This window comes from Sphingomonas sp. Leaf339, from assembly GCF_001426195.1.
Classification (GTDB): Bacteria; Pseudomonadota; Alphaproteobacteria; order Sphingomonadales; family Sphingomonadaceae; genus Sphingomonas.
This window is the reverse complement of the sequence record NZ_LMRS01000002.1, coordinates 87,200-112,434: the sequence shown is the minus strand read 5'-3', so window position 1 is coordinate 112,434 and position 25,235 is coordinate 87,200. Positions and strand designations below refer to the sequence as shown.

Annotated in this window: 21 protein-coding genes and 1 tRNA gene; 11 read left to right on the top strand and 11 right to left on the bottom strand. The window is 65.1% G+C overall.

Annotation, left to right across the window (positions count from 1 at the left end):
* Positions 1–20 precede the first annotated feature (20 nt).
* From ASG67_RS05755 to ASG67_RS05745, 3 genes are all read left to right on the top strand, one after another.
* Positions 21–97: transfer RNA gene (locus ASG67_RS05755), tRNA-Met, on the top strand.
* A 212-nt stretch (positions 98–309) separates the two neighbouring features.
* Positions 310–1,650 (top strand): chloride channel protein, encoded by a 1,341-nt coding sequence (locus ASG67_RS05750; protein ID WP_056526828.1) that lies wholly within the window; start codon positions 310–312, stop codon positions 1,648–1,650.
* A gap of 35 nt (positions 1,651–1,685) precedes the next feature.
* Positions 1,686–3,131: a DUF389 domain-containing protein gene (locus ASG67_RS05745; protein ID WP_082543336.1), complete on the top strand. Its 1,446-nt coding sequence runs from the start codon at positions 1,686–1,688 to the stop codon at positions 3,129–3,131.
* Positions 3,132–3,154: 23 nt separating this feature from the next.
* On the opposite strand, the gene ASG67_RS05740 is transcribed toward ASG67_RS05745, so the two are convergent.
* The 5 genes from ASG67_RS05740 to ASG67_RS05720 all read right to left on the bottom strand — a co-directional run bounded on the left by ASG67_RS05740 (position 3,155) and on the right by ASG67_RS05720 (position 8,860).
* Positions 3,155–4,291: an alpha/beta fold hydrolase gene (locus tag ASG67_RS05740; RefSeq protein ID WP_082543333.1), complete on the bottom strand. Its 1,137-nt coding sequence runs from the start codon at positions 4,289–4,291 to the stop codon at positions 3,155–3,157.
* Positions 4,292–4,346: 55 nt separating this feature from the next.
* Complete coding sequence (locus ASG67_RS05735) at positions 4,347–5,453, bottom strand: PepSY-associated TM helix domain-containing protein (RefSeq protein WP_056526822.1); 1,107 nt, start codon at positions 5,451–5,453, stop codon at positions 4,347–4,349.
* A gap of 2 nt (positions 5,454–5,455) precedes the next feature.
* Positions 5,456–7,657: a TonB-dependent receptor gene (locus tag ASG67_RS05730; protein WP_056526819.1), complete on the bottom strand. Its 2,202-nt coding sequence runs from the start codon at positions 7,655–7,657 to the stop codon at positions 5,456–5,458.
* An 82-nt stretch (positions 7,658–7,739) separates the two neighbouring features.
* Positions 7,740–8,150 (bottom strand): DUF2946 family protein, encoded by a 411-nt coding sequence (locus tag ASG67_RS05725; protein WP_056526816.1) that lies wholly within the window; start codon positions 8,148–8,150, stop codon positions 7,740–7,742.
* Positions 8,151–8,212: 62 nt separating this feature from the next.
* Entirely contained in the window at positions 8,213–8,860 is a 648-nt protein-coding gene (locus ASG67_RS05720) for a Crp/Fnr family transcriptional regulator (protein ID WP_235535066.1), read from the bottom strand.
* Positions 8,861–9,231: 371 nt separating this feature from the next.
* Here ASG67_RS05720 and ASG67_RS05715 point away from each other — a divergent pair, with 371 nt between their 5' ends.
* Both ASG67_RS05715 and ASG67_RS05710 read left to right on the top strand, forming a co-directional pair.
* Entirely contained in the window at positions 9,232–10,716 is a 1,485-nt protein-coding gene (locus tag ASG67_RS05715) for a PAS domain-containing protein (protein WP_056526813.1), read from the top strand.
* 51 nt (positions 10,717–10,767) lie between these two features.
* A complete protein-coding gene (locus tag ASG67_RS05710) occupies positions 10,768–11,175 on the top strand; it encodes a response regulator (protein WP_056526869.1) in 408 nt (135 codons plus the stop codon).
* Positions 11,176–11,206: 31 nt separating this feature from the next.
* Here ASG67_RS05710 and ASG67_RS05705 read toward each other — a convergent pair whose 3' ends face one another.
* The 4 genes from ASG67_RS05705 to ASG67_RS05690 all read right to left on the bottom strand — a co-directional run bounded on the left by ASG67_RS05705 (position 11,207) and on the right by ASG67_RS05690 (position 18,075).
* Positions 11,207–13,612 (bottom strand): ABC transporter permease, encoded by a 2,406-nt coding sequence (locus tag ASG67_RS05705; protein ID WP_056526810.1) that lies wholly within the window; start codon positions 13,610–13,612, stop codon positions 11,207–11,209.
* Between the two features lie 13 nt (positions 13,613–13,625).
* Entirely contained in the window at positions 13,626–16,016 is a 2,391-nt protein-coding gene (locus ASG67_RS05700) for an ABC transporter permease (RefSeq protein WP_056526807.1), read from the bottom strand.
* A gap of 85 nt (positions 16,017–16,101) precedes the next feature.
* Positions 16,102–16,782 (bottom strand): ABC transporter ATP-binding protein, encoded by a 681-nt coding sequence (locus tag ASG67_RS05695; protein WP_056526805.1) that lies wholly within the window; start codon positions 16,780–16,782, stop codon positions 16,102–16,104.
* Between the two features lie 12 nt (positions 16,783–16,794).
* Positions 16,795–18,075, bottom strand: a complete 1,281-nt coding sequence (locus ASG67_RS05690; RefSeq protein ID WP_235535065.1) for an efflux RND transporter periplasmic adaptor subunit — start codon at positions 18,073–18,075, stop codon at positions 16,795–16,797.
* Between the two features lie 127 nt (positions 18,076–18,202).
* On the opposite strand from ASG67_RS05690, the gene ASG67_RS05685 reads away from it, so the two are divergent.
* Both ASG67_RS05685 and ASG67_RS05680 read left to right on the top strand, forming a co-directional pair.
* Positions 18,203–19,420, top strand: coding sequence for a sigma-54-dependent transcriptional regulator (locus ASG67_RS05685; protein WP_056526803.1), 1,218 nt, complete (start codon positions 18,203–18,205; stop codon positions 19,418–19,420).
* Positions 19,410–20,573, top strand: coding sequence for a sensor histidine kinase (locus ASG67_RS05680; RefSeq protein ID WP_056526801.1), 1,164 nt, complete (start codon positions 19,410–19,412; stop codon positions 20,571–20,573). The genes ASG67_RS05685 and ASG67_RS05680 overlap by 11 nt, the downstream gene beginning before the upstream one ends.
* A gap of 30 nt (positions 20,574–20,603) precedes the next feature.
* On the opposite strand, the gene ASG67_RS05675 is transcribed toward ASG67_RS05680, so the two are convergent.
* Both ASG67_RS05675 and ASG67_RS05670 read right to left on the bottom strand, forming a co-directional pair.
* A complete protein-coding gene (locus ASG67_RS05675) occupies positions 20,604–21,068 on the bottom strand; it encodes a PaaI family thioesterase (RefSeq protein WP_056526799.1) in 465 nt (154 codons plus the stop codon).
* Positions 21,065–21,649: a TetR/AcrR family transcriptional regulator gene (locus ASG67_RS05670; RefSeq protein WP_056526797.1), complete on the bottom strand. Its 585-nt coding sequence runs from the start codon at positions 21,647–21,649 to the stop codon at positions 21,065–21,067. The genes ASG67_RS05675 and ASG67_RS05670 overlap by 4 nt, the downstream gene beginning before the upstream one ends.
* A gap of 104 nt (positions 21,650–21,753) precedes the next feature.
* Here ASG67_RS05670 and ASG67_RS05665 point away from each other — a divergent pair, with 104 nt between their 5' ends.
* From ASG67_RS05665 to ASG67_RS05650, 4 genes are all read left to right on the top strand, one after another.
* On the top strand, positions 21,754–22,533 hold the full coding sequence (locus ASG67_RS05665) for an SDR family NAD(P)-dependent oxidoreductase (RefSeq protein ID WP_056526794.1): 780 nt from the start codon (positions 21,754–21,756) through the stop codon (positions 22,531–22,533).
* 36 nt (positions 22,534–22,569) lie between these two features.
* Complete coding sequence (locus tag ASG67_RS05660; protein ID WP_056526791.1) at positions 22,570–23,658, top strand: alkene reductase; 1,089 nt, start codon at positions 22,570–22,572, stop codon at positions 23,656–23,658.
* Positions 23,655–24,671: an NADP-dependent oxidoreductase gene (locus ASG67_RS05655; RefSeq protein WP_056526788.1), complete on the top strand. Its 1,017-nt coding sequence runs from the start codon at positions 23,655–23,657 to the stop codon at positions 24,669–24,671. The genes ASG67_RS05660 and ASG67_RS05655 overlap by 4 nt, the downstream gene beginning before the upstream one ends.
* A 228-nt stretch (positions 24,672–24,899) precedes the next feature.
* Positions 24,900–25,166: a DUF1488 family protein gene (locus tag ASG67_RS05650; protein WP_233151110.1), complete on the top strand. Its 267-nt coding sequence runs from the start codon at positions 24,900–24,902 to the stop codon at positions 25,164–25,166.
* The last annotated feature ends 69 nt before the right edge of the window (positions 25,167–25,235 follow it).

Sequence of the window (25,235 nt, the reverse complement as noted above, 5' to 3'; positions counted from 1 at the left end):
ACCAGACCAAACCCCAGTGTCGCGGGGTGGAGCAGCCCGGTAGCTCGTCAGGCTCATAACCTGAAGGTCACAGGTTCAAATCCTGTCCCCGCAACCAACCACCACGAAACCCCACCCGTAAAACGGTGGGGTTTCGTGCGTCTGGGGCGCACGAGCCGACGGTCAACCAGGATCACGACAGCGCGTGATCCGTCAACACTGCTGGTCAACAGCACGACGCCGAGCTTTGGCTACCTCCAGGTAAGCCCGAAAATCCGATGTTCGAACCCGGCGGGGTGACGTGGCCTGCCATGTCTCGTAAAGGGACCTATGGCTGGCATATTCAACCGCCTTATGCCGGCAAAGCGCTGGACGCCCTCCCGCTATCGCGCGCTGCTCCGCGCCCGTGGCCCCCGTTCCGTCCAGTTTCGAACAAGGGCCGCCATCCTCGCCGGGGCTATTCTGGTCGGAATCGTCGCCACACTGTTTGCCGAGGCCGCCGATTGGGCAGGCGCCGTTTTCGATCGATATGCCAAAAGTTGGCACTGGTTGCCGCTGATCACCACGCCGCTGACCTTTATGGCACTCGTGTGGGTAGCGCGTCGCTATGCGCCATTGGCGCGAGGGTCCGGTATCCCGCAGGTGATCGCTGCTCAGGCAAGCCCGAACGAAGCGGCCAAAACCTTGATCTCCATCCGCACGGTGGTCGCGAAGGCGGTGCTGACGATCGGTGCGGTACTGGGCGGCGCATCGGTGGGGCGTGAGGGGCCAACTGTTCAACTGGCAGCGGCCGTCATGGGCTTCACGCACCGGCTGGTCCGTGTACCGTTGCGGGGAGGGGTGGTGATCGCCGGCGGTGCGGCGGGCGTGGCGGCAGCTTTCAATACGCCGCTGGCGGGACTGTTGTTCGCCATAGAGGAACTAGCATCCGCCTATGAGCAGCGAGTGACGCTGCTTGTGCTCGCCGCGATCGTCATCGCCGGTATGGTCGCGCAGTCTGTACAGGGCGACTACATCTACTTCGGGGCGATCGGAGCGCACATGCCGCTGCTGTCGGCGCTCCTGGTGGCGCCGATCGCGGGCGTGGCTGGCGGGATGGCCGGGGGCCTCTTTTCCAAAGTCGTGTTGGCCATGGCGGTTGGGGGTAATCGCCTGACCGGCTGGGCGAGGGGCAACCCGATCAAGTTCGCTGGCCTCTGTGGCAGCGTGGTGGCGCTGCTCGGTGTCTTCACCGGTCTCACCTGGGGAACCGGCTATTCGTCCGCCCGGGCGATGATCGTGGGTATCGATGCGCCTTTGTGGTTCGGCCCCGCCAAGATGCTTGCGACCGCCGCGACGGCGATCGCCGGGTTGCCAGGTGGCATCTTCGCCCCATCGCTCGCGGTCGGCGCCGGGGTCGGCAATCTTTTGCGTGAGGTATTCCCGGGCGAGCCGGCCAGCGCGGTCGTGATCCTCGGCATGGTCGCATATTTCGCAGGCGTGGTGCGGGCACCGCTGACCGCCGTCATCATTCTGTCGGAGACGACCGCCAGCCGTGGCCTGATGCTACCGATGTTCGCGACCGCCTTCATCGCCGACGCCGCGAGCCAATGGGTGTGTCGCGAGAAACTGTACCACGGCCTGTCCAGGACATTCGCCATGCAGGAGACTCCCCCATCCCATCAGCACTGACAAGAATCGTCGCGTTGCCGCGCACGTGGTTCGCGATGGCGACGGATGGTGTCGATCATGACGGCGTCGTGCGGCAGGTCGCCGAGGAATCTGGATGGTCGGGCCGATATGCTTTCCTGATCGTGATCTCGGCCGCCATTTCGCTGCTTGGCCTGTTGATGCCATCGGTCGCGGTCCTGATCGGTGCCATGCTGCTGTCGCCGTTAATGATGCCGATCATCGGTTTGGGTTTCGGCATCGCGACGTTGGATTTCCATGAGGTTCGCCGGGCGGCGACCGCGCTGATCCTCGGTGCGGTCATCGCGGTGACTTTGTCGGTCGTGCTGATCCGACTGTCACCGGTTCAGACGATCACCAGCGAGATCGCCGGGCGGACGCAGCCGACCTTGTTCGATCTGCTCGTGGCACTGCTGTCGGCCATCGCCGGTGGTTATGCGCTGATCCGCGGGCGGGGCGGCACGGTGGTGGGGGTCGCCATCGCGATCGCGCTGATGCCGCCTCTGGTTGTGGTGGGTTTCGGCATCGCGACGTGGAACTGGGTCGTCTTCTCGGGTTCGTTGCTGCTGTTCCTGACCAACGCGATCACCATCGCGCTGACAGCGGCGCTGGTCGCGCGCTGTTATGGGTTCGGCAGCCATCTGTCGCCGCATCATACCGGCTGGCAACTCGTGCTGTTTGCGGTTGCGATCGGTGTGCTGTCGGTCCCGCTCGGCGCCGGGCTGCGCAGGATCGCGTTCGAAGCGGTCGCCCAGCGGCAGGTCCGCGATGCGCTCGGCGCCGACTTTCCTGCGGGTGCGCGGCTCAGTCAGGTCGAGATCGACCACGGTGTCGACCCCGTCCGGGTCCGGGCGGTGATGCTGACGCCGAGCATCGAACCCGATGCGGATCGGAAACTGGCGGCCGATCTCCGCCAGCGGCTGGCGCGGGCGGTCGATGTGCATATCGACCAGGTGCGGATTTCGCCGGAAACGGGGACAGTGGAGGCAGCGCAGATCGCCCGCGCGGGCAACGGCGAGGCCTTGACCGCAACTCGCGCACGCGACCGGGCGGTTGCGGACGTTGCGCTGATCGCGGGCGTCCCGCCTGCGTCGGTCACTGTCGATGAATCGGGTCGAACGATCCGTGTGGTGGCGGCACCGCTATCGGGGCTGGCGATCGCCGGTTATCGCGATCTGGAGCGGCGGGCAGACGCGGCCGTTGCCGATTGGCATGTGATCCTGAACCCGCCAGGCGATGTCGCGCTGCCGGATATCACGATCAGGTCCGGGGTGATCGACAATGCGGCGCTCGATGATGCGGCCTGGGTATCGGCAAGGCTCGGCCGGGCGCTGGCGGTGGATGGCGGCTCGCTTCGGCAAAGGAGCGCCGTTGCAGAAGGGCTGTCGGCGCGGGCCGGTCAGGCCGACACCGGTCGTGCCGGGGGGCGTCTCCGGCTTGGATGGGCGCTTCCCGACGATGCCGGTTCTTCGGGCACCCCGTGACCGACATGCTATAGCTGGCACTGTCAGATCGAGCGGCAATTGTTGGGCGCTCGTTTTCTGGCAAAGCGATCGTCGATCCATTGCAGCGTCGCTTTGCCCTCCGTGCGGGCGACCGTTGCATGTTCTCCACCGGGAATGGATTTATAGCTGATCGTCTTGTTGAGCGCACAGGCGCGACGGGCGAAATCGTGCACGACGGCAGGGGCGACGATCGAATCGTCAGTGCCGGTGTAAATCATGGCCGGCACGGCTATCGCTGCTGCCGATGGATTGTTCTTGCGCATCAGGCGGGCCCAGGGGTGTTGCCTGCTCAGGTCGATCTTGCGGACCACGCCCTGCACGACCGCGATGCCGAGGATCGTGCCGAGCCTTGGCTTCGCACCGGCCACGACGCAATTGTTGTCGGCGAGGCGCAGCATCACATTCTGGGTCTGGCGTGATCCGAAGGTCGACATCGGCGCGTTATAATATCGCGACCAGCTTGCCGCGGTGTAGGAGGTCAGCAGCGCGCGGACACGCAGGTCCTTACCCTCGCTAAGATTTCGCGCGAGGTCGGTCGGCGGCACGATGGCGGCTATCCCGACCAGTTGCAGGTCCGGCGCATATCGGGCGGCCATCTGCCCCGCCCATAACGCGGCATGCCCGCCTTGAGATTCGCCCCAGAGCGCAAAGCGCGATCCCGCCTCCGCTTCGGGTATCGCGCGCGCCGCCCGTACGGCGTCGAGGACCGAACTTCCCTCACTACGCCCGACCAGAACGGGGTGGATCATGTCGGAGCCCAGGCCGGGATAGTCCGGGGCTACGATCGTGTAGCCACGGCGTATCGCGTCGCCGAGTGCCGGGATCACCGTGAAGTTTCCCATGCCGATCGATGGCGCGCAACGCTGGGCGATGCCAATCAGGCCATGCGTCCAGGCGATCACCCGTCGTGGTCCACCGTTGGAGCGGCCACGTGGTGCGATCACCATGCCCGTGACCCGGATCGGTTTGCCGTTATCGGATGTCCAGTATTGAACGCGCCACGCACGCATGTCTTCGGGAGTGCCGATGACCGGTTGCGCGGCGATCAGTGTACCGGCCCGTTGGGCAAAGCCAGATTGCGGAACGAGTGCCGACAAGACCGCCACAATCGTTACCGACTTGCGCGCCATTCGATACATGGACCTGCTCCCGCAATGTGCGTCACGATAACACGCCGGCCGATCGCCTGGAATACTATCGACCGCGCCGTTGCAGCCAGTGAAGGATGCCCGTTGCGAAGAGCAGCGCGGGAACGATGCCGAGCACGACGGCGAGGATGCGCGTCGTTATTCCGCCGACCGTTCCGTCGTGGAGCGTGCGTATCCAGCTGACCAACATGGTGCCGGTTCCGGCGTGTCGAATGTCATGTACCGCCAGTATCTGCCCGGAATGCTGGTCGATGAAGACGTAGCTGCCGGGGAAACGCCGGTGGGGATCGCCCGGCACCTGATATCTGACCCTGATCGGCCCGTTGGGGGAGTTAGGGATATCGACGAATACGATGCGGTCGTTGGGTAGCGCTCGGCGTCCAGCCACCAGTGCCTGGACGATCGTGATCTGCCCGGCTCCGTCCTTCGAATTCGGGGCGGGCATGGCCGCAGGGGCAAACAAGGTCTGCGTAACTGCGGGGAGCGCCAACAGCACGCCCGTCGCCACCAATACGAACAGCAGCGCCATGCTCCAGAGGCCGAACAGTTTGTGAAGATCGCGCAGCCGGCGGATCGGGGCTGCGTCGCGTTTGAAGGCCAGTGCCTTCCGCCAGCGTCCACGCGGCCACCAGGCGAGCACCCCGCTGATGAGCAGCAACAGCATCGCTGCGCCGCACCAGCCGACCACCTGATTGCCGAACTCGCCGGCGAGCAATTGCATATGTAGCTGGTAAAGCCAGCTCATGAGGTAGCCGCCCCATGGTTCGGCGCGCACGATCCGCCGGCCATCCGGCGAGAACCACACCATCTGACGATCGCCGTGTTGACCGGGCGCCGGATAGTAGCGGGCCGGGATAGGGCCGCCTTCTCCCGTCATCTCGAACGTCCACTTGCCGTGCGGATCGTGCCAGCGGGTGCGTCCGGTCGCCAGCGCGCGATCCCATACCGGCGACTGCAAGCCGGGCGCCGGGCCGCCGTGCTCCGCGTGCATGGCGGCATGAAGCGCGGCGTCGATGTCCGTGTAGAACACCAGCGCCGACCCGGTGAGGCCCAGCACCGCGAACAGCAGTCCCACGCTGAATCCCAGCCAGAGGTGGATGCGCCGCATGAAGATGCGCGTCCGCGACGAGGCCGATCGGCGATACCCGGTCATGCTCAGAACCGCGTCGCCAGCGCGACCTCGAACGATCGCGGTGCGCCGATATAGACGTTGGTGGTCGGGTAGCCGGAATACTCACCGTAGAAGGCGTCGGTCAGGTTGCGACCGCGCAGCGTCAGGGTCGCCTGACGGCTGACCGGGAACGACAGGCTGGCGTCGAACACGGTGTGGCCGGCGACCCGGATGGCATTGGCGGTATCGGTGTAGAAGGCGCTGGCGTGGCGGAGGAACCCACCCAGCGTCACCGTGTCGGCGATGGTGTAGAGGGCCGAGGCGTTGACCGTGGTCGAGGGGATGTTGATCGGGCGGTTACCGCGCCGGTCGAATCGCATGCCGCCCGCCAGTTCCGACAGCTCTTCATATTGTGCGTCGGTATAGGCGGCACCGCCGGACAGGCGCAGCGCTTTGATCGGTGCGACGACCGCCGACAGCTCGACACCCTGCGACGATTGGCGACCACCCTGAACCGTCAGCGCCGGATTGTTCGGGTCGCGGGTCAGGATGTCGTTTTGCATGATGCGATAGGCGGCGCCGGTGACGCTGGCGCGGCCACCCCATCCGCTCGCCTTGAACCCTGCTTCATAGGCGCGGCCCTTGGTCAGCCGGAACCGGCTGTTGGCGATCGAGGCGAGCAGGATCGAAGATACCGGCGAGACCGCGGTCGTGTATTGCGCATAGAGGGTCAGACCGCCGCCCATGTCCCACGTCGTCCCCGCCCGCCAGGAGACGGGATTGAAGGTCGGGCTGTTGCGATCGACCGCGCCGGTCGCATTCTGGATCGTCGCGCGGGTAAGCGCGATGTGATCCCAGCGCACACCGCCGACCAGCAGCCACTTGGACGTCAGGTTCAGCGCATCTTCCGCGAATATTGACGTTTGTTTTAGACGAGAATCGAAAGTGACGTTGGTGGTGGTGAAGATCGCGGTCGTGGTCGGCACCGGGACGACCGCCGGATTGCGGACGTCCACCGCCGGCAGGGCAGTGACCGGCGCCTGTTGCCGCAGGCTGACGAAATCGGTCTTGTTGTGCTCGACACCAAAGGTGAAGCGGTTGCGCAAGCCCCCGATGCGGCTATCGTTGCCGATCACGCCGCGCGCGTTCCAAAACTGATGATCGTGGCGAAAATCCTGATAGCTCTGGCGGAAGCTACCGTTCGAGAAGGCAGGCGTCGGCGCGACGAAGGTCTGGCTGTCCGCCAGCAGGAACGCGCGTTTCGCGGTATAGCTCGTCAGATCGAGCGCGAAGGTCCAGCCGCTGGCGATCGTCCAGTCCAACCGGGAGCGCAGGGTCGTCTCGTCGGCACCGGAATAGGCCCCTTGCGGATTATAGTTGCGGTGGCGGAGCGCGCGATCGGCGACCAGGCCGTTGTCCGTCGTCACGGCATCGCTCGGGCGCAGTGCGTACCGACCGGGGATCAGCGGCAGGCCCTGATAGGTCGCATCGTAACGATCCTCGACATGATCGACCGCGATGAGCAGCGATAGGCGGTCACTCGGCCGCCACAGCCCGCTCGCGGTCAGGCCGGCGGAGAAGGTGTCGTTGTTGTCGACATCATAGAGGCTGTCCGATCGCTGGTAGCTGGCGTCGGCGCGTACCGCGATCGTCGCTGACACCGGCAGGTTGATCCCGCCGGCGGCGAACGCCGTGTCGAAGCTTCCGATCGATAGCAGCGTATCGAGATGGCGTTCGCCGAGGATCGGCTTGCGCGTCACCTTGTTGACGACGCCGGCCAGCGCGCCCTCGCCGTAAAGGACCGACGCCGGTCCCTTCAGAACCTCGATCCGGTCGTAATGCCAGATGTTGCTGTCACGCTGGACCACGGTCGAGGTCGATACCCGCACCCCGTCCTGAAGGATCGAGACGGTGTTGCCGGCGAAACCGCGCAAGCTGACGACCGCCGGGTTGCCCGGCACATTGCCGGCGATGGCGCCGACGACGCCATCGAACGCTTCGCGAGCGGTGCGAAGCCCGCGCAGTTGAAGGTCGTCCTGCGTCATCACTTCGACGCTGGCCGGCGTTTCCCGGATCGTCAGACCCAGCCGGCTGCCCGCCTGCGCCTGGTCGTTCAGCTTGAGCGGATCCCGCTGGCCGGTGACGAGGATGGTCGCATCGGTGGCGTCGCGCGTCTGGGCGCCGGCCGGAACGGCCAGCAGCAGGCAGGGCGCAGCCGCGCCCGCCAGCAGCGATAATCGGAGCATGGGAATACCTTTGACCTACCCGACGCCGAAGGCGCGGGCCGCAGTTCAAGAACGCGCCGACGAAGCGGCGCGGGAGGACAGTTCAGCGGTAGGCCGGTGGTCCGCGCAACGGAGGGCGCAGATGGGCAGGGCGCGATGGTGCCGGCAGGACGGCGGCAGCCAGACCGACGGTTAGGACGAAGGCGATCAGCGCTGCGAGCTGGAGGGGGTCGATCGGACCCAGGACGGCGGCCGACAGACCCGAAAAGGCGCAGGGCATTTCGGCCTTGCCGTGATCCTTCGGCTTGCCGTGATCGGCCATGTCGCCGTGCGTTGCGGTCATATCCATCGGCATCGCGCTCGGCGCAGTGCCCGAACAGATGGTGATGGCGAGACGACCGTGATCGCTGTCGATCATGTAACCGGTCGGCACCAACAGCTTCAACAGCAGCGTCGCCGCGCAGATCAGCACGGCGAGGTATCGTTGCGCGATCAGATGCCGGATGGCTTGCACACTTGGCGATTATAGCCGTGGGCAGGGCCTGTCACCCGGACATTCCGTCCCACGCGCTCGTGCTACTCGATCGGGTATATGCCGTGCATCACCGTGTCGTAATGGTTTTCGATCATCGCCGTGCAGCCGCATGATGCGTCTCGCAGGACCTGTTCGTCCTTGACGATGAATACGCCCCGACGCGTGGCGATGGTGCCTTCTGCCCGCAGTCGGCTGATGACGCGGGTGACGAAGGTCCGCCCCACGCCAAGCACTTGGGCGAGTTGTTCATGGGTCATCGCGAATTCGGGAGAGTGCGTCCGGTTGACGGCGGCCAGCAGCCATTTCGCCGTTCGCTGCGAAATCGAGTGGGTGGCATTGCAGGCTGCCGTCTGGAAGACCTGGGCCAGGAGGCAATCCGAATATCGCGAGAACCAGTGACGCAGCGTCAGGGAATCGAGCTTGGCCTGTTCCAGCGCGGAGGTTTTCACCCGCATGAATCGTCCACCATAGCGGACCTGCGCCGTGGAATAGGCAGGCAGGTGGCCGTTGGAGACGATGCCGCCAATGGCCCCCTCACAACCGACCAAAGCTACCTCCACGGTGGTCGAGCCGTCATTGGTGCTGATGCAGAACGCCGCCATCGCCGATCCACAGGGAAACCATGTGTGAATGACGTCTTCACCGGCGGGTTGCAGGATATCGTGCGCTTTAAGATCGAGGACGACCATATGCGGCGCCAGCCGGCGGCGGTCCGCCTCGTTCAGTGTTCCGAGCAGGATGTTGCCCGAAAGATCATCGGGGGAAGGCCCTAACATCATAATTCCTGAGCGTGAGAGGCACATTTCGCGACTTGTGTGCACAAGTGGACCGACGCAACTTTGTTCCTACGTTACCGGCGAACATAACTCAGCCTTCCAGAAGGTCGACACGGTCGCTGGATGCGAGTCCGGCGGGTAGCGCGAGCGCCTGGCATAGTCCTGGATCGTACCATTGCGTTCACCATTACATGATCGTTTGCCGGTAACGCGTTCGACCGGCCCCCGTTTCTCACCGTTGACCGAATATTCCGGGAAACCTGCGGAATGTGCGGAGCCGTCCGTTGATTAACGAGCAGGAACAGTCCCGCATCGAGCATGAACTGGTGCGAAAGGATCGGGGAACCGATCCTTTCGCGGCGGCGGTTCGGGCGACGCGAATGCCGATGGTCATCACCGATCCCGGACAGGACGACAACCCGATCGTCTTCGTCAACGGCGCTTTCGCGAAGCTGACGGGTTTCGCCGAAAGCGAGATTCTGGGCCGCAATTGTCGGTTCCTGCAAGGGCCAGAGACGAACCGCGAAGACGTTGCGAGGCTGCGTCATGCCATTGCCCAACGTCAGTCCATCGAACTCGAACTGCTCAATTACCGCAAGGACGGCAGCACGTTTTGGAACCGGTTGCTGGTGTCTCCGGTCTTCGACGAAGAAGGTCACGTGACCTATTTCTTCGCGTCCCAGTTCGACGTGACGATCGAACGCGAACGTCTGGTGAATCTGCAACGCGATCGCGACGTTCTCGAGGCCGAGGTGGGTCAGCGGACCAGCGATCTGGTCCAGGCGGAGAGCCGCCTTCGTTTCGCGCTCGAAGCCGCACAGCTGGGATCGTGGAGCATCGATCTCGCGACCAAGCGCATGACGGTCACCGATGGGTGCAAGGACAACTGGGGACGATCGCTGGCGACGCCGTTTGTCTACCGCGACATCGAATCCGCGGTGCATCCGGACGATCGGGCGCGTCGTGACGAGGCGCTACGCATCGCGCTTGAAGAAACCGGCGACTATGACGTCGAATACCGCATCCACACGCCGAACGGCGAGGAACGGTGGCTGGCGGTGCGGGGACAGGTGTTCCGCCGTGCCGATGGCTCGCCGCTGCTGCTGGTCGGTGTTTCGCAGAACATCACCGAGCGAAAGCGGGCCGAGGAACATCGGTCGATGCTGGCGCATGAACTGAGCCACCGGGTCAAGAACATGCTGGCGACGCTGCAGGCGATCGTCGGGCAGACCCTGCGCAATGCCACCTCGCTGGAGAGCGCGGCCGATACATTGGCTGGGCGTATCCAGGCGATGGACAAGGCCAACGACATGTTGGTCAACGATCGCTGGGAACGAGCGGCGATGGCCACGCTCGTGGATCGCTCGCTGGCGCCGTTCCGCACCGACGAGGGCGACCGGATCATGGCGGAAGGCCCCGATATCCATATTCCGCCGCGGATCGCCGTTGGCCTCTCATTGGCCTTGCATGAACTGGGCACCAACGCCGCGAAGTACGGCGCTCTCTCCATACCCGAAGGGCATGTGGCGGTGCGCTGGCGGATCGAGAACGGCGTCGATCCGGCCCGGTTGCACATCACGTGGGAGGAGACAGGCGGACCGGCGGTCGCCATGCCGACCCGGACCGGTTTTGGATCGAAACTGATCCAACGGGTGCTCGCGAGCGAAATTTCGGGTACCGCGCATATAGAGTATCGCCCCACCGGCGTGGTCTTCACCGCCGTCGCGCCATTACCGGAATCGGAGGACAGTGGCGCGGGTAAAACCTGACCGGCGTCGATATTGATCGCAACGTATGCCGTCCGAGGCCGTTGGCGCGTCATGACCATGTCAACCGTGCCCTATGCGCTGATCGTCGATGACGATCCGATCATCCTGATGGACGCGTGTGCGATCATCGAAGATGCCGGCTTTCGATCGCTAGATGCCGTCAGCGGTGACGAGGCCAAGGCGATCCTGGCCGAGCAGGCCGACAAGATCATCCTGTTGTTCTCCGATGTCGAGATGCCGGGTGACACCAACGGCTTCGCCCTGGCCCACCATGTCGCCGAGCATTATCCATGGATCGAGATCGTCATCGCCAGCGGGCGGATCCAGCCGGTGGACGGCGACATGCCGGCCAAGGCGAGTTTCATCCAGAAGCCGTTCAACGATCGGATGATCCACGCCCATCTTCGCGAGATGCTGCCCGATGGCAAACAGCCGGAACCACTGAAGCAGGCGGTCTGAGCAGGGGGGCGGACACGCTGGTCGTCGGCGCTCATTCGTAGCGCAGTGCGATAGCGGGTTCCGCTCTGGCCACACGCCACGCCTGAACGAAGATTGTGGCCGTCGCGATGATGATCGCCGCCACGGTCGCGGCAAGGAAGAACCAGGGCGACAGCGCGATCCGGTCGTCGAACCCGCTCAGCCAGCGTTGCATCGCGATATAGGCGATCGGCCAGGCGACGATGCTGGCGATCAATACTGGCCGTAGGAACGTGGTCAGCAACAGGCGCAGCACATCTGTAGTCGATGCGCCGATCGTCTTGCGTATGCCGATTTCCTTCACGCGGCGCGACGTGTCGAACGCGGCGAGGCCATAGAGGCCGATGCACCCGATCAAGATCGCGAGCACCGCGCCGATGGTGAACAGCCGGGCGCGCTGGGCATCGGCCTTGTAATATTCCTCGTAGAGGTTCTGCGCGACCGTCCGCCCCTCGAATGGCACTGCCGGCGCGATCCTCTTCCACGCCGCCTCGACCGCATCGCGGAACTGCGCGGGATCGCCGCTGTAGCGGATCGTCGCTACCGCGCTGGCGAACGGCTTGCTTGAATAGCGATATTCGACCCCGCCGATCGCTTGCCGTGGACCACGAAAGCGCAGGTCGTCGACGACGCCGACGATCGTCATCGTACCATTACCCTCCAGCGTCCCGCCAATCGCGGCGGCGGGGCTTGCGAAACCGAGGTCGGCGGCGGCGGTGCGATTGACCACCACATTGTACGGCGCCTTGCTGCCGGCCTGACGCAGGGCGGTATCGTCGCCCGGATGCGCGGTATCGAACAGGCGTCCGGCGATCAGACGTGCACCGAAGGTCGCGAAGTAATCGTCGCCGACCACGACATCCATCGTCGATCGCCCGCGGCTTTCGTCGAGGCCCGCACGATAGACGGTCGAGGTGTTGGTCGTGCTTTGGCTGCCGGGAGCATTCTGCGCCGACGTGATCGCAGATACCCCCGGCAGCGACGCCAGCGCCCGCAAGACGCCGGCGCGATCGGCGGGTTCGACATTGGCAAAGGCATGGACGATGAACAGGCCGTCACGCTTGAAGCCGAGATCGGCGTCGCGGACGTGCGCGGTCTGCGCCAGCATCACGCCGGTCCCGATCGCGAAGGCGACGGCGATCCCGAACTGGAAGACGACCAGTGCACCGCGCAGCCGTGCACCCGCCCGCCCGCCGCCCGGCGCGCGCGCGGAGGCGAGCACCGCCGCGGGCTGGAACTGGGTCAGCACCAGCGCCGGATAGATCCCCGCGATCAGCCCGACGACGACCACCAATGCGATCAGCGGCGGCAGGATCGACCCCGATCCCAGATAGTGCAGCGCGAGCTTCGTTCCGCCCGCGGCATTGATCATGGGCAATGCGAGTTCGGCAAGCGCGAGGCCGATCAGCGCGGCCAGCGCCACGGTCGCCAACGCCTCGCCGGTGAATTGCCGGATCAGCGTCGCGCGGGTGCCACCAAGTACCTTGCGCATCGCGACCTCGCGCGCGCGCAGTCCCGATCGTGCGGTGGCGAGGTTCACGTAATTGACGATTGCGATCAACAGCGTGAGGACGCCGACGATCCCCAGCGTCATCACCGCGTTCCTGTCCGCTGGATCATAGAGATGGTTGTCGACCAGCGGCCGCAACGACTGTTCCCACTGACCCTTTTTCAGGTTGCCGTCAGGGAACACATGCCGTTCCGCGAACCGCGGCAGTTCGCCGTCGAACGCGCGCGCCGCGGCAGCGTCGGGAAAACGAAGTAATGTGTACAGTGTCGTGCTGCCCCAATGATCGAACCAATCGTTGGCGAAGCGGGCGCGCACGAGCGGCACGAACAGGTCGCCGCGGAAACTGACGTCGTCACGCATGTCGGCGATCACGGCACCGACGCGGTAGGTGAAGGTGCTGCCGTCGATCGTGATCGTCATCGCCCGACCAATGGCCGGCTGGCTGCCGAAATATTTGCGCGCTATCCGTTCGGTAACGACGACCGAACCGGGATCGGCGAGTGCGCGGATCGGATCACCGGAGATTGCAGGATAACGCACCAGCGCGAAGAAGTTGGGATCGACGACCCGCAGCGACTCGGCGGTCACGGTATTGCCCTGACGGACGCTGGCGTTCTGCTCCCAGTACCGGGTGCCCTGCAATCCGGGATAGTCGGCACGCAGCACATCGAGTTGGCCCCCCATCGTGTAGGGGTTCGGATCCTCGGGATATCCCGGCATGTGATAGCGTTCCTGGATCACATACAGCTGGTCCGCACCCGGGATCGCGCGGTCGAACCCGGTTTCGAACCGAACGAACAGGAGCAGCACCAGGAACGTCGCGATGCCGAGCGCTAGGCCGCCGATGTTGAGCGCGGCGAACAGCTTGTGGCGGGTCAGCGAGCGATAGAGGCTGGTGAGCGCACTCATGGATACGGTCCTTCTAGAGCTGGCGCAGCGCGCGGGCGGGTTCGGCGCGCGCGACACGCCACGCCTGACCCGCGACGGTCGCGGCGGCGATGGCGAGCGCAAGTGCGCTGGCGACGATGAAATAGATCGGCGACAACGTGATCCGATCGTCGAACCCGCCCAGCCAGCGCGACATCGCGACCCAGGCGATCGGCCACGCGATCAGGTTGGCAAGCGCGACCGGGCGCAGGAATTGCCCGAGCAACAGTCGCAGCACGTCGCGCGTAGAGGCGCCGAGCACCTTGCGGATGCCGATTTCCTGCACGCGGCGCGCGGTGTCGAAGGCGGCAAGACCGTAGAGCCCGATGCACCCGATCAGCGCGGCCAAGATCGCACCGATCGTGAAGAGGCGGGAGCGCTGGGCGTCCTGTCGATAGAAGGCATCGTAAAGTTTCTGGTCGATCGTCAGGGCGGCGAACGGGACATTGGGCACGATGTGGCGCCACACGGACTCCATCCGCGTAAGCACCTTCGCCGTATCGGTGGCCCTGACGACGAGTACGGGGCTGAAACCGCCGTCGTCCCGGTAGCTGTAGGATACCGCATTGAGCGGTTCACGCGGGGTGGCGAACCGCATGTCTGCGACGACGCCCACGATCCGCGCGGAGCCTTCACCCTCCGACACCGACTGGCCAACCGCGGCGGTCGGCGTGGCGTAACCCAGGCGCTGGGCAGTGGTGCGATTGACGACAACCATATGTTCGCGCTTGCTGGCGTCGGCATCGGTTCGGGTTTCGTCGGTGGGGAAGCGCCGCGGATCGAACAGCCGACCGGCAAGCAGCTTCACGCCATAGGTTTCGAAGAACCGATTGCCGATCGTTGCCTGCAGGATCATGGGCGGTTCGCCGGTCGCGCCGGCGCGGTGCATCGCACTGATCGAATAGCTGCCACCGGTCGGCGCGATCCCGCTGGTCGTTAAGCCCGTGACGCCGGGTATCGTGCGGATCGCGGCGGATAGTTCGCGCCGTTGCGCCACATCCACCGCTGCGACTCCATAGCTGGGCGCCATGATGAGGCCGTTGCGGGCAAAGCCGAGATCGGCATTCTGAACGTGCCGTATCTGTGCGACGAGCACGGCGGTACAGATGATCAGCGCGATCGCGATGCCGAATTGAAACACGACCAGTATCTTGCGCAGGCGCGCACCCGCACGGTCGCCGCCAGGCGTCCGCGCTGCCGCCAGCACGCCGGCAGGCTGAAAGCGGGATAGGACAAACGCAGGGTGGAAGCCGGCCAGTAATGACACCACTGCGATCAGCAGCGTGAGCGGTGGCAGGATCGAGTTCGCGCCCAGATAGGTGATCGTCAGGTCGGTGCCGCCCATGGCATTGATGAAGGGCAGCCCGATCTCGGCAAGCGCGAGCCCCGCAAGCGACGCCAGCGTCACCGCGACCAGCGCTTCACCCAGCAGTTGCACGACCAGCGCCCGGCGGGTCGCGCCGACGACTTTGCGCATCGCGATCTCCCGCGCGCGGAGTCCGGCGCGGGCGGTAGCGAGGTTGATGTAGTTGACCACCGCCAGCAATAGCGCGACGGCCCCCACCGCGCCGAGCACGGTCACGACGGTCCGGACATTGTCGGCGGCGAGGTGCACGCTCGCCAGCGGTACGATACGCGTCTGTGCGAGATCGACCATGCCGACCGGGAAATCGGGATCGGGGTGGCGTTTCACGAACGCCGGCAGATCGCGCACCACGCGGGCAGCGGCGACCGCATCGGCAAACGATAGGAAAGTCCTGAACCCCTTGCCGCGCTGACCGGTCGCGTCCGGTGCCAGAGCGGTGAACAGGTCGCTGGTGTAGGAAATATTGCCGGGCAGCGGCCGTAGCACCGCGCCAATCCGGTAGATTTGGGCCTTGCCATCGATCACCACGGTCAGCGTTCGCCCGATCGGCGATGCCTTGCCGAAATAGCTTTGTGCGACGGGTGCGGTGATGACGATGCCGTCGGGACGCGCCAGCGCCGTGGCGGGATCGCCGTCGAGGACGGGAAATGGAAAGAGCCGGAAATAGGCCGGATCGACCTGCGCCATCGTCTGGGCGACGAGCGTCGTGCCGTTTTGCACGGCGGCGTCGAACTGCAGAAAGCGCGCGCCGGTGGTGCCGGGATAATCGGCTTTCATCTGGCCGAGCATAGTTGGCAGCGAAGGTATCTCGACCTTCGGGTTGCCGGGGAACTGCAACGTCCGATCGACCATCCACACCCGCTGCCAACCCGGCAGCACCCGGTCGTACCCCGTCTCGAACCGGACGAAGAGGTACAGTACCAGAATTACCGCGATGCCGAGCGCCAGCCCGCCGATGTTTAGCGCGGCGAACAGCTTGTGGCGGGTAAGCGAGCGGTAGAGGCTGGTCGCGACCGACATCAGGCGGCTTTTTTCCTGGCGTCGAGATAGCGGGTGATGACGATCACCAGAATGACGATCAGGGCGATGTCGAACAGGCGGCGCATCAGGCGGCCCGCCGCGCCGAGGACAGGATGCGCCCGTCGAGCATAAGGACGGTGCGCTTGGCGATGTCCGCATGCGCGGGGCTGTGGGTGACCATCACGATCGTGGCGCCGCCCGCGTTCAATTCGGACAGGATGTCCATCACCTGCGCACCGTTTTCGGTATCGAGATTGCCCGTTGGCTCGTCGGCCAGGATCAGCTTCGGCTCGCCGACGATGGCGCGCGCGATCGCGGCGCGTTGCTGCTGGCCGCCCGACAACTGGTGCGGATAATGATCGCGGCGGTGGCCGATCGCGACCCGGTCCATCGCCGCGGCGACGCGGTCGCGCTTCTCCTTTGCGGGGATGGGACGATAGGCGAGGCCCAGCGCGACATTCTCCGCGATCGTCAGTTCGTCGATCAGGTTGAAGCTCTGAAACACGAAGCCGAGGCGATCGCGGCGCAGCTTCGCAAGTTCCGCTTCGGGCGCCTTTGCGATGTCGGCGCCCTCGAACAGATAACGCCCGTCGGACACGCGATCGATCGTGCCGAGCACGTTGAGCAGCGTCGATTTGCCGCATCCAGACGGTCCCATGATCGCGACGAACTCACCCGCCTCGACGGTCAGGTCGATATCGGCGAGCGCGGTCGTCTCGACCTCGTCGGAGGCGTAGCGTCGGCTGACGTCGTGGAGTGCGATCATGGATTCGGGTCCTTACTGGAGGAGCAGGGTCTGGTAGGCGGCGTAGGTGCCGAGCGCGGAGGTGACGATGCGGTCGCCGGGTGCGAGGCCCGAGGTGATCTCGACCTGGTCGGGGTTACGGCGTCCGGTTGTGATCGCGCGGCGCACTGCCTTGTTCTGTCCATCAAGGACGAAGGCGGTGGTGCCACCCGCATCGAGCCAGCCGCCCGACGGCGCCACGATCGCGGGCCGATCGGCGCCGAGGACGAGGCGGACGTCGACCGTCTGGCCGCGGTTGAGCCCGGCGGGGGCGGCCCCGACGAAGCCCAGCTCGACCCGGAACCGTCCTTCGGTCACTTGCGGCAGGACGCGGAGCACCGTCATCCTGACGCCACGGGCTTCGATATCGGCGGTCGCGGGCTGTCCGGTGCGGACGCGGCCGAGATAGAATTGATCGACGTCGGCGGTCAGTTTCCACCGTCCTTCGGAATCGATCTGGCCGACCGCATCGCCGGGCTTCAGTGTTTGCCCCGGCTGGAGGGTGAACGCGGTCAACCGGCCCGCGACCGGCGCGCGGACGGTAAGGGCGGACAGACTGCCGCGGACCATCGCCAGACTCTCGCGTAGTTCTCGGGCGGTCGCGGCGATCCCGGTTGACTGGTCGGCGAGCGTCGCATCCGCCTGCGCCCGCCCCGCGCCAAGTGCGGCGACGCGGGCGCGCTGGTATACGACATCCTCGCGCAGCGGATCGATCGCGGGCTTGGTGATATAGCCCTTGTCGAACAGCGGTTGCCGCTGTGCCAGCAGCGCCTCTGCCTTGGTCAGCGCGTTGCGGGCATTGGCGACCTCCTGATCGCCGTCGAGCCGGTTGCGCTGGATCGCCAGTCGCTGACCGTCGATCCCCGACAATTGCCCGACGATCCCGGCGGATCGGGTCGCGACATCGAGTTCGAGTTGCGGATTGGCGAGACGTGCGAGCGGCGAATCCGCGCCGACCATCTGCCCATCGACCACCGCCAGCGCCGCGACCTGCCCACCCGACACCGCGGTGACGTAGACGGTGTTGAGCGGGGCGACCTCGGCGCGGAGCGGCACATAGTCGCGGAACGGCGCGCGCTCGACCACGCCGGTCCGCACGCTTGTGGCGTCGACCGATAGCGTCCCCGATCCGGGAAGCAGCACCCAGCCCGCGATCACGGCCGCCAGGCACGCGAAGGCGATAGTGGCGCGGACGACCAGCTTGCGACGCCGCGTGTGCGGTCGTTCGATCCGTCGATCCATCGCCGCGCCGGTGGTCTGGGGTGTTGCGTTCATGCGGACATAGTGCCGGACATCGCAAAATTATCCTAAAGCACTGTAAAAGAAAGGTAAAACAGTCTGGTTGGCGATGCGACTGTCCGCTGGCATAAGCCACTGTCCGATTCCGAACAGGTGCATCTCCATGTCAACCCAATCACCTCAGGTGCTGGTGATCGACGACGATCCCGACATCGTGAAGGCGGCGGCGTTGCTGTTGAACCGCCATGGCATTGCCGTGACCGGGGCGGGCGATCCAGACGTGGCGTGGGTAAAACTGGCCGAGCGGCGCTTCGACGCGATCCTGCTCGACCTGAATTTCGCGCGGGGGCGGACCAGTGGCGACGAAGGCTTCGCGATGCTCGAACGGTTGATCGCGGCAGATGGTGACGCGGTGGTGGTGGTCGTCACCGGCCATAGCGGCATCGCCGTGGCGGTGCGCGCGATGCGAGAAGGGGCGAGCGACTTCGTCATCAAACCGTGGAGTAACGAACGTCTGCTCGCCACGACGCAGCGCGCGATCGATCTGGCACGCGCCAAGCGCGCGGTCGCCCCGGCGCCGGTCGGGGGCGACGGTGGGCTCCTGTTGGGTGAAGACCCAAGCATCGTCCGCATCCGCAATCTCGTCGCCCAAGTTGCGCCGACGGATGCGGCAGCGCTGATCCGTGGTCCCGCCGGATCGGGCAAGAGCCTCGTTGCGCGGGCGTTGCTCGCCGCGGCGCGACGCGGCGGCCCGGTGGTGACGGTGGATGGCGGCGGCACCATTCCCGATCTGCCCGCAGACGGCACGCTGGTGATCGAGGACGTCGATGCGATCCCGCGTGCGGCACAGGCCGAGTGGGCGCGTGGGTTCGGCACGACGCGGATCATCGCGACCAGCCGGCTCGACCGCGCCGCCCTGCGTGCCGTGTTGATCGATGATCTGCTATACCGGATCAACACGATTGAGATCGACCTGCCGCCGTTGCGCGATCGCGGCGACGATGCGGTGAGGCTGGCGCGGCATTTTCTTGATCTGTTCGCCGCCCGCTACGCCCGGCCGGCGAAACCGATCGGCGACGAGGCCGCACGCGCGATCGCCGCCGATCGCTGGCCGGATGACGTGCGCGGCCTGCGTCAGGCGTGCGAACGCGCGGTGTTGCTCGGGACGGGCGCATTCCATGAAATCGCCGATTTCGCGCTTTCGGTGGACATCGACGATCCCGTACCGCGCGCCATCGCCGACCTGAATCTCGCGCGGGGCGAAAAGGCCATGGTAGCCGCCGCGCTGCAACGTCACGCCTTTAACGTCAGCCGTGCCGCCGCCGAACTGGGCCTGACCCGTGCCGCGCTCTACCGGCGGATGGATAAGCATGGGCTCTAACGCGCGCGCCCTCGTCCGTGCGGGTGCGTTGTTTGCGGCGGGGATTGTCGCGGCGCTCGGCTGGGTAAATGGCCTCTATGCGACGGCCACGCTGGCGGTGATCGCTGCGCTGTGGATCGGGGCGGCGGCGCATCACGTCGCGCGGCGCCGGGCCTCGCCTCCACCGCCGTCTCCCATCCCGGTCGGTGACGACGCGCGCGAGCGGCGGCGGCTGGCGGCGTATCTAGACCTGTCGCCCGCGCCGCTCGTCGCGCTCGATGCGCGCGACCGGTTGCACGCGGTCAATCGCGCCGCGCGACGGCTGCTTGGTGCCGATGATCTCGTTACTCATCCACCGTCCGCACTGATCGACGCGATCGGTGCCGCCGTGCCGGGCCGGGCCGCCTCGGTACGGATCGATACCGAGAGAGGTACGCATAGCTTCGCCATTCTCACCACCGATTTAACGGGTAGCGAGATGGCCACTCGCGTGGCGGCACTGATCGACATCGACAGTGAGATGAAGGCCGTCGAGGCGCAGGCGCTGCGCGATCTGTTGCAGGTGCTCAGCCACGAGATCACCAACACGCTGACCCCGATCGCATCGCTCGCGCGTACGGCCGCGCAGATGCTCGTGGACGGCGATGCCGCGCATGCGGCCGTCCACGACGCGGTGGAAACGGTGGCGCGACGGGCGGAGGCATTGCACCGCTTCGTCGATGCTTACCGGTCGATGGCGCGGCTGCCCGTGCCCACGCTCGCGCCCGTCCAGCTCGCGCCGCTCGTCGCCGATATCGCCCGGTTGTTCGATACCCGGTGGCCCGCCGCGACCCTGAGCTGCGACCTTCGCGCAGCCCCCGCAACCGTGCGGGCTGATGCCGATCAACTGACCGCTGCAATCTGGGCGCTACTGCAGAACGCGGCCGAAGTGGCGGTCACCGTCTCGCTGGACATCCGGCCAACGGCCGGCGGTGTCGAATTCATGGTCGGCGACGATGGACCCGGTATCCTCGATGCGAACACGGGCGCGATTTTCCAACCGTTCTTCACCACCAAGGCAGAGGGAAGCGGCGTCGGTTTGGCCCTGGCCCGCCAGATTTTCCGCGCGCACCACGGCGATCTGGTGCTGTTCAGTGCCCGCCCGGCAGAGTTCCTGGCGACGTTGCCGATTTAGGGCAGCGGTTGCCCGGAACAGAGCACTCGATCACCCGCGGGCAGCGACTTCGAGCGGGAATACCAGCAGCGTCGATGTCGCCGAAGCGCATAGCCGGCCCTTGGCATCGACCAGTCGGGCCTCTGAAAAGCCGACCCGGCGGCCCAGCGAGACGATCTTGCCTTCCGCCCTGACCGGTCCACTCGTGTCGCTCAGCGCCCGGTGATACGAGATCTTGAGTTCGAGCGTCGTATAGCCCTGTCCTGCCGGCAAACTCGAATGGATGGCACAGCCGCAGGCGCTGTCGAGCAGCGTCGCGGCATAGCCGCCATGCACCGATCCGATCGGATTGAAGACCTTGCGCGACGGCGAACCCTCGAACACCACGCGACCGCGCTCCAGTTCGACCAACGCAAATTCCAGCGTCTCGCCGATCGGGGGATGACGATTGGCCGCCATCAGGGCCGCCAGCTGATCATGGCCATCGAGTTCGGCATGGTCGATCAACACGTTCATATGCGAGCATCCTCGTCCTGGTGGTTGAGTTCGTCAGGCTGCGTCGTTCCGATCCATGCCCGGGTTTCGCGCAGCAGTTCGTCCGACAGTGCGGTGTCGTCGACCGCGCGGGCAAGGACGACGGCGCCGACCATCGCCGCCCATCGACCGATCGCGGAGCGCCGCCGGTCTGCGTCGTCATCGCCAGGTAGCTCCTGTGCAAAGCGACTGAGATGCGCATTTAGCCCGCGTGCCATGGCGGCCCTTGCCTCGGGCGTCTGGTGGCGCATCAATCCGGCAAGGCTCGCCATCGGGCATCCCTGTTCCGGATTCTCGCGATGGAGCGGTGACAGATAGGCATCAGTCCATGCTTCGATATCGGTCATCGTCGAACCCTCGCCCGCCAGCGTGTCGGCGACGGTTGCGGCGATCAGATCGTCCTTGGAGGCAAAATGGCCATAGAAGCCGCCATGTGTCTGCCCCGCCGCCTTCATCACATCGGCGACCGTGACGGCCGCAAAGCCGCGATCGCGGAACAACCGGCTGGCCTCGTGCAGGATGCGACGACGGTTTTCCCCCATCTGCTCACGACTGACCTTCATTGAAGAAATCTCCGGATGCCCGTTGACGTTTCATGATGGCTATCACATTAAGCATTCATGATGACTGTCATTAATATAATGATTTATGCCGAAAGGGCAATCCGATGACCAAACCTGCCGTTCTTATCACTGGCGCCTCGACGGGCATCGGTGCGACCTATGCCGATCGCTTTGCACGACGAGGGCACGACCTCGTCCTCGTGGCCCGCGACGAGGCACGGCTTCAGGCGCTGGCGTCCCGGTTGCAAAGCGAAACCGGTGTCGCGGTCGATGTCGTCAAAGTCGACCTGACCAGTCCCGATCAACTCAGCCTCGTCGAGACGCGTTTGCGTGACGACGATCGCATCGGCATCCTCGTCAACAACGCCGGTGCCGGACTTGGCGGCAGTTTCGTCGATCAATCGACGGACGCGATCGATCAGTTGATTGCGCTCAACACCACGTCGGTGGCGCGGCTCGCCAGCGCGGTCGCGCCGCGGCTGACCAAGCGGGGCGAGGGGGCGATCATCAACATCGGCTCCGTCGTCGGGCTGGCGCCGGAATTCGGCATGACGATCTATGGCGCGACCAAGGCGTTCGTGCTGTTTCTATCGCAGGGACTGGCGGCCGAGCTGGGTCCGAGGGGCGTCTTTGTCCAGGCGGTGTTGCCCGCCGCCACGCGCACCGAATTATGGGCACGGGCGGGTGCGGACGAGGCATCTCTGCCGCCGATGATGGATGTCGGTGAGATGGTGGATGCCGCGCTTGCCGGGTTCGACGCACGGGAAGGTGTCACGATCCCGTCCCTGCACGATGCCGATCTATGGGCCGCGTTCCAGAATGCCCGGGGAGCGATGCTGCCGGGCTTCGGTGAAACCAGGGCGGCGGCACGCTACGCCGCCTGACCTCCCATTCATCCTTTTGCAGGAAAGATTTCGACGATGTCCGAATCCAGCCTCTTCTCGTCCTTCGATCTCGGGCCGGTCACGCTCGCCAACCGGCTGGTCATGGCGCCGCTGACCCGCAATCGCGCCGGCGCCGGGATGGTGCCGACCGACCTGATGGCGGAATATTATGGCCAGCGCGCCTCGACCGGCCTCATCATTACCGAGGCGTCGCAGGTGTCGCAGCAGGGGCAGGGCTATCAGGATACGCCGGGCATCTACACCGCCGCGCAGGTCGAGGGCTGGCGAAAGATCACCGACGCCGTGCATACCCAGGGCGGCAAGATCTACCTGCAACTGTGGCATGTCGGTCGCGTCAGTCATGTTGATCTGCAGAAAGATGGCGCGGCGCCGGTTGCCCCCTCGGCCATTCGCGCGGAGACGAAGACGGTCGTCAACAACGGCTTTGTCGACGTGTCCGAGCCGCGCGCGCTAAACCTCGACGAGTTGCCAGGCATCATCGACGACTTCCGGCGGGCGGCCGCCAATGCAATCGAGGCGGGGTTCGACGGGGTCGAGGTGCACGGCGCCAATGGGTATCTGCTCGACCAGTTTGCCAAGGACGGCGCAAACCACCGCACCGATATCTATGGCGGCTCGATCGAAAACCGCGCGCGCCTGATGATCGAGGTAACGGAAGCGGTCGCCAACGCGGTCGGGCCAGAGCGTACCGGCGTCCGCCTGTCGCCCGTGTCGCCGGCGAACGGCATCGAGACCAGCGATCCGCAGCCCTTGTTCGAACACATCGTCGAAAAGCTCGATGCGCTCGGCATCGCTTATATCCATGTTGTAGAGGGCGCGACGGGCGGGCCGCGCGATGTCGCGCCGTTCGACTATGATGCGCTGCGCACCCGCTTCCGCGGTGCATACATCGCCAACAATGGCTTCGATCAGACTTTGGCGGAAAAGCACCTGACCAACGGCAAAGCAGATCTGATCGCCTTTGGTCGCCCGTTCATCGCGAACCCCGATCTGGTCGCGCGGATGAAGAAGGGCGTGGCGCTCGCGCAGGTTGATCCGCAGACGCTGTATGGCGGCGGGGCCAAGGGATACACCGATTATCCGATCGCGGAGTCCGTCGGATGAAGGCGTTCGTCCTCGATTCCTATGGCAAGGGGCGAAGCCTGAGACTTGCCGATTTGCCCGACCCCGTGATCGCGTCCGACGAGGTGTTGATCGACATCCACGCAACCGCGATCAATCAACTCGATGGCAAGATTCGCGACGGCGCGTTCAAGCCCATTCTGCCGTACAAGCCACCCCTGATCCTGGGTCATGACCTCGCCGGGATCGTCATAGCAGTCGGTGCGGATGTCCGCCGCTTCCAGATCGGCGATGCCGTCTATGCCCGCCCACGCGACGGGCATATCGGCACCTTTGCCCAGCGGATCGCGGTCAACGAAGCCGATCTGGCGCCCAAGCCTGATAACGTTTCGATGGCGGAGGCCGCGTCCATTCCCCTTGTCGGGCTGACGGCATGGCAGGCGCTGATCGACCGTGCCGGATTGAAGCGGGGCCAAAAGATCCTGATCCATGCCGGGTCGGGCGGGGTCGGCACGATCGCAATCCAGCTCGCCAAGCATCTTGGCGCCACAGTGGCGACGACGGCCAGTGCCGCCAATGCCGATCTCGTCCGCAGCCTCGGCGCGGACATCGTCATCGATTATCGAACGCAGGATTTCTCGACACTGCTGTCGGGGTACGACGTCGTGCTGAACAGCCTCGACGCCAAGACGCTCGAGAAGTCGCTTAAGGTGCTCAAGCCCGGTGGCAAGCTGATCTCGATCTCCGGACCGCCTGACCCCAACTTCGCCAAGGGGCAGGGCTCAAATCCGGTCTTGCGTCTCGTCATGCGGCTATTGAGCGCCGGCATCCGTCGCAAGGCGAAGCGTGTCAGCGTCGATTATTCGTTCCTGTTCATGCACGCCGATGGCGGTCAGCTCGCCCGGTTGGGCCAGTTGATCGAAGACGGCACGATCCGACCGGTGGTGGACCGCAGCTACGCCTTCGATGCCCTGAATGAGGCGGTTGCCTATGTCGATAGCGGCCGGGCGAAGGGCAAGGTCGTCGTGACTGTCCAGTCAGAACCAGCCCCTTGATCGCGGTCCGTGGCCGTCAAGCACCGACACGTAGTTCCATCATTTGGTGTAGCCACAGCCTTCGGTGCCTCAATCCATCAGGGGAGCGCTGGATGGCTAAGATCGCCGAATTTATTCCTTTGGAGGCGGGCGCACAAATCCGGTGGAAGCGCCTGCCGAACGCATAGTTGCGCTTGCGCCTTGAGTCGGGGTTGGGCAGGACCGCCGGCCAACCGGGAGATGATTATCATGGCCAGCCATGTTCAGATTGACCATGCCAGCGTCACCGACAACGATGTCGCGCGGCAGATTGAGTTTACTGCCGAGATCGACGGCGAAGAGGTCGAGTTTGCGGTCAAATATGCCGTGCTGAAGGAACTCAGCGGCGACGAACCCGAAGACGATGCCGTCGAGATGTTCGAGCGGTTCAGCGACGAAATCCTCGATGTCTGCGAAGAAGTGGCGGCCAAGCGCCCGGCCGCGACCGTCGTGATCGACGAGAGCGATCTGGAGTAGACCGGCCGCCGGACCGGCCGGCCCATCGCACGATCGTAACATTGCGCCGACAAGGGGCAATGGGATCAC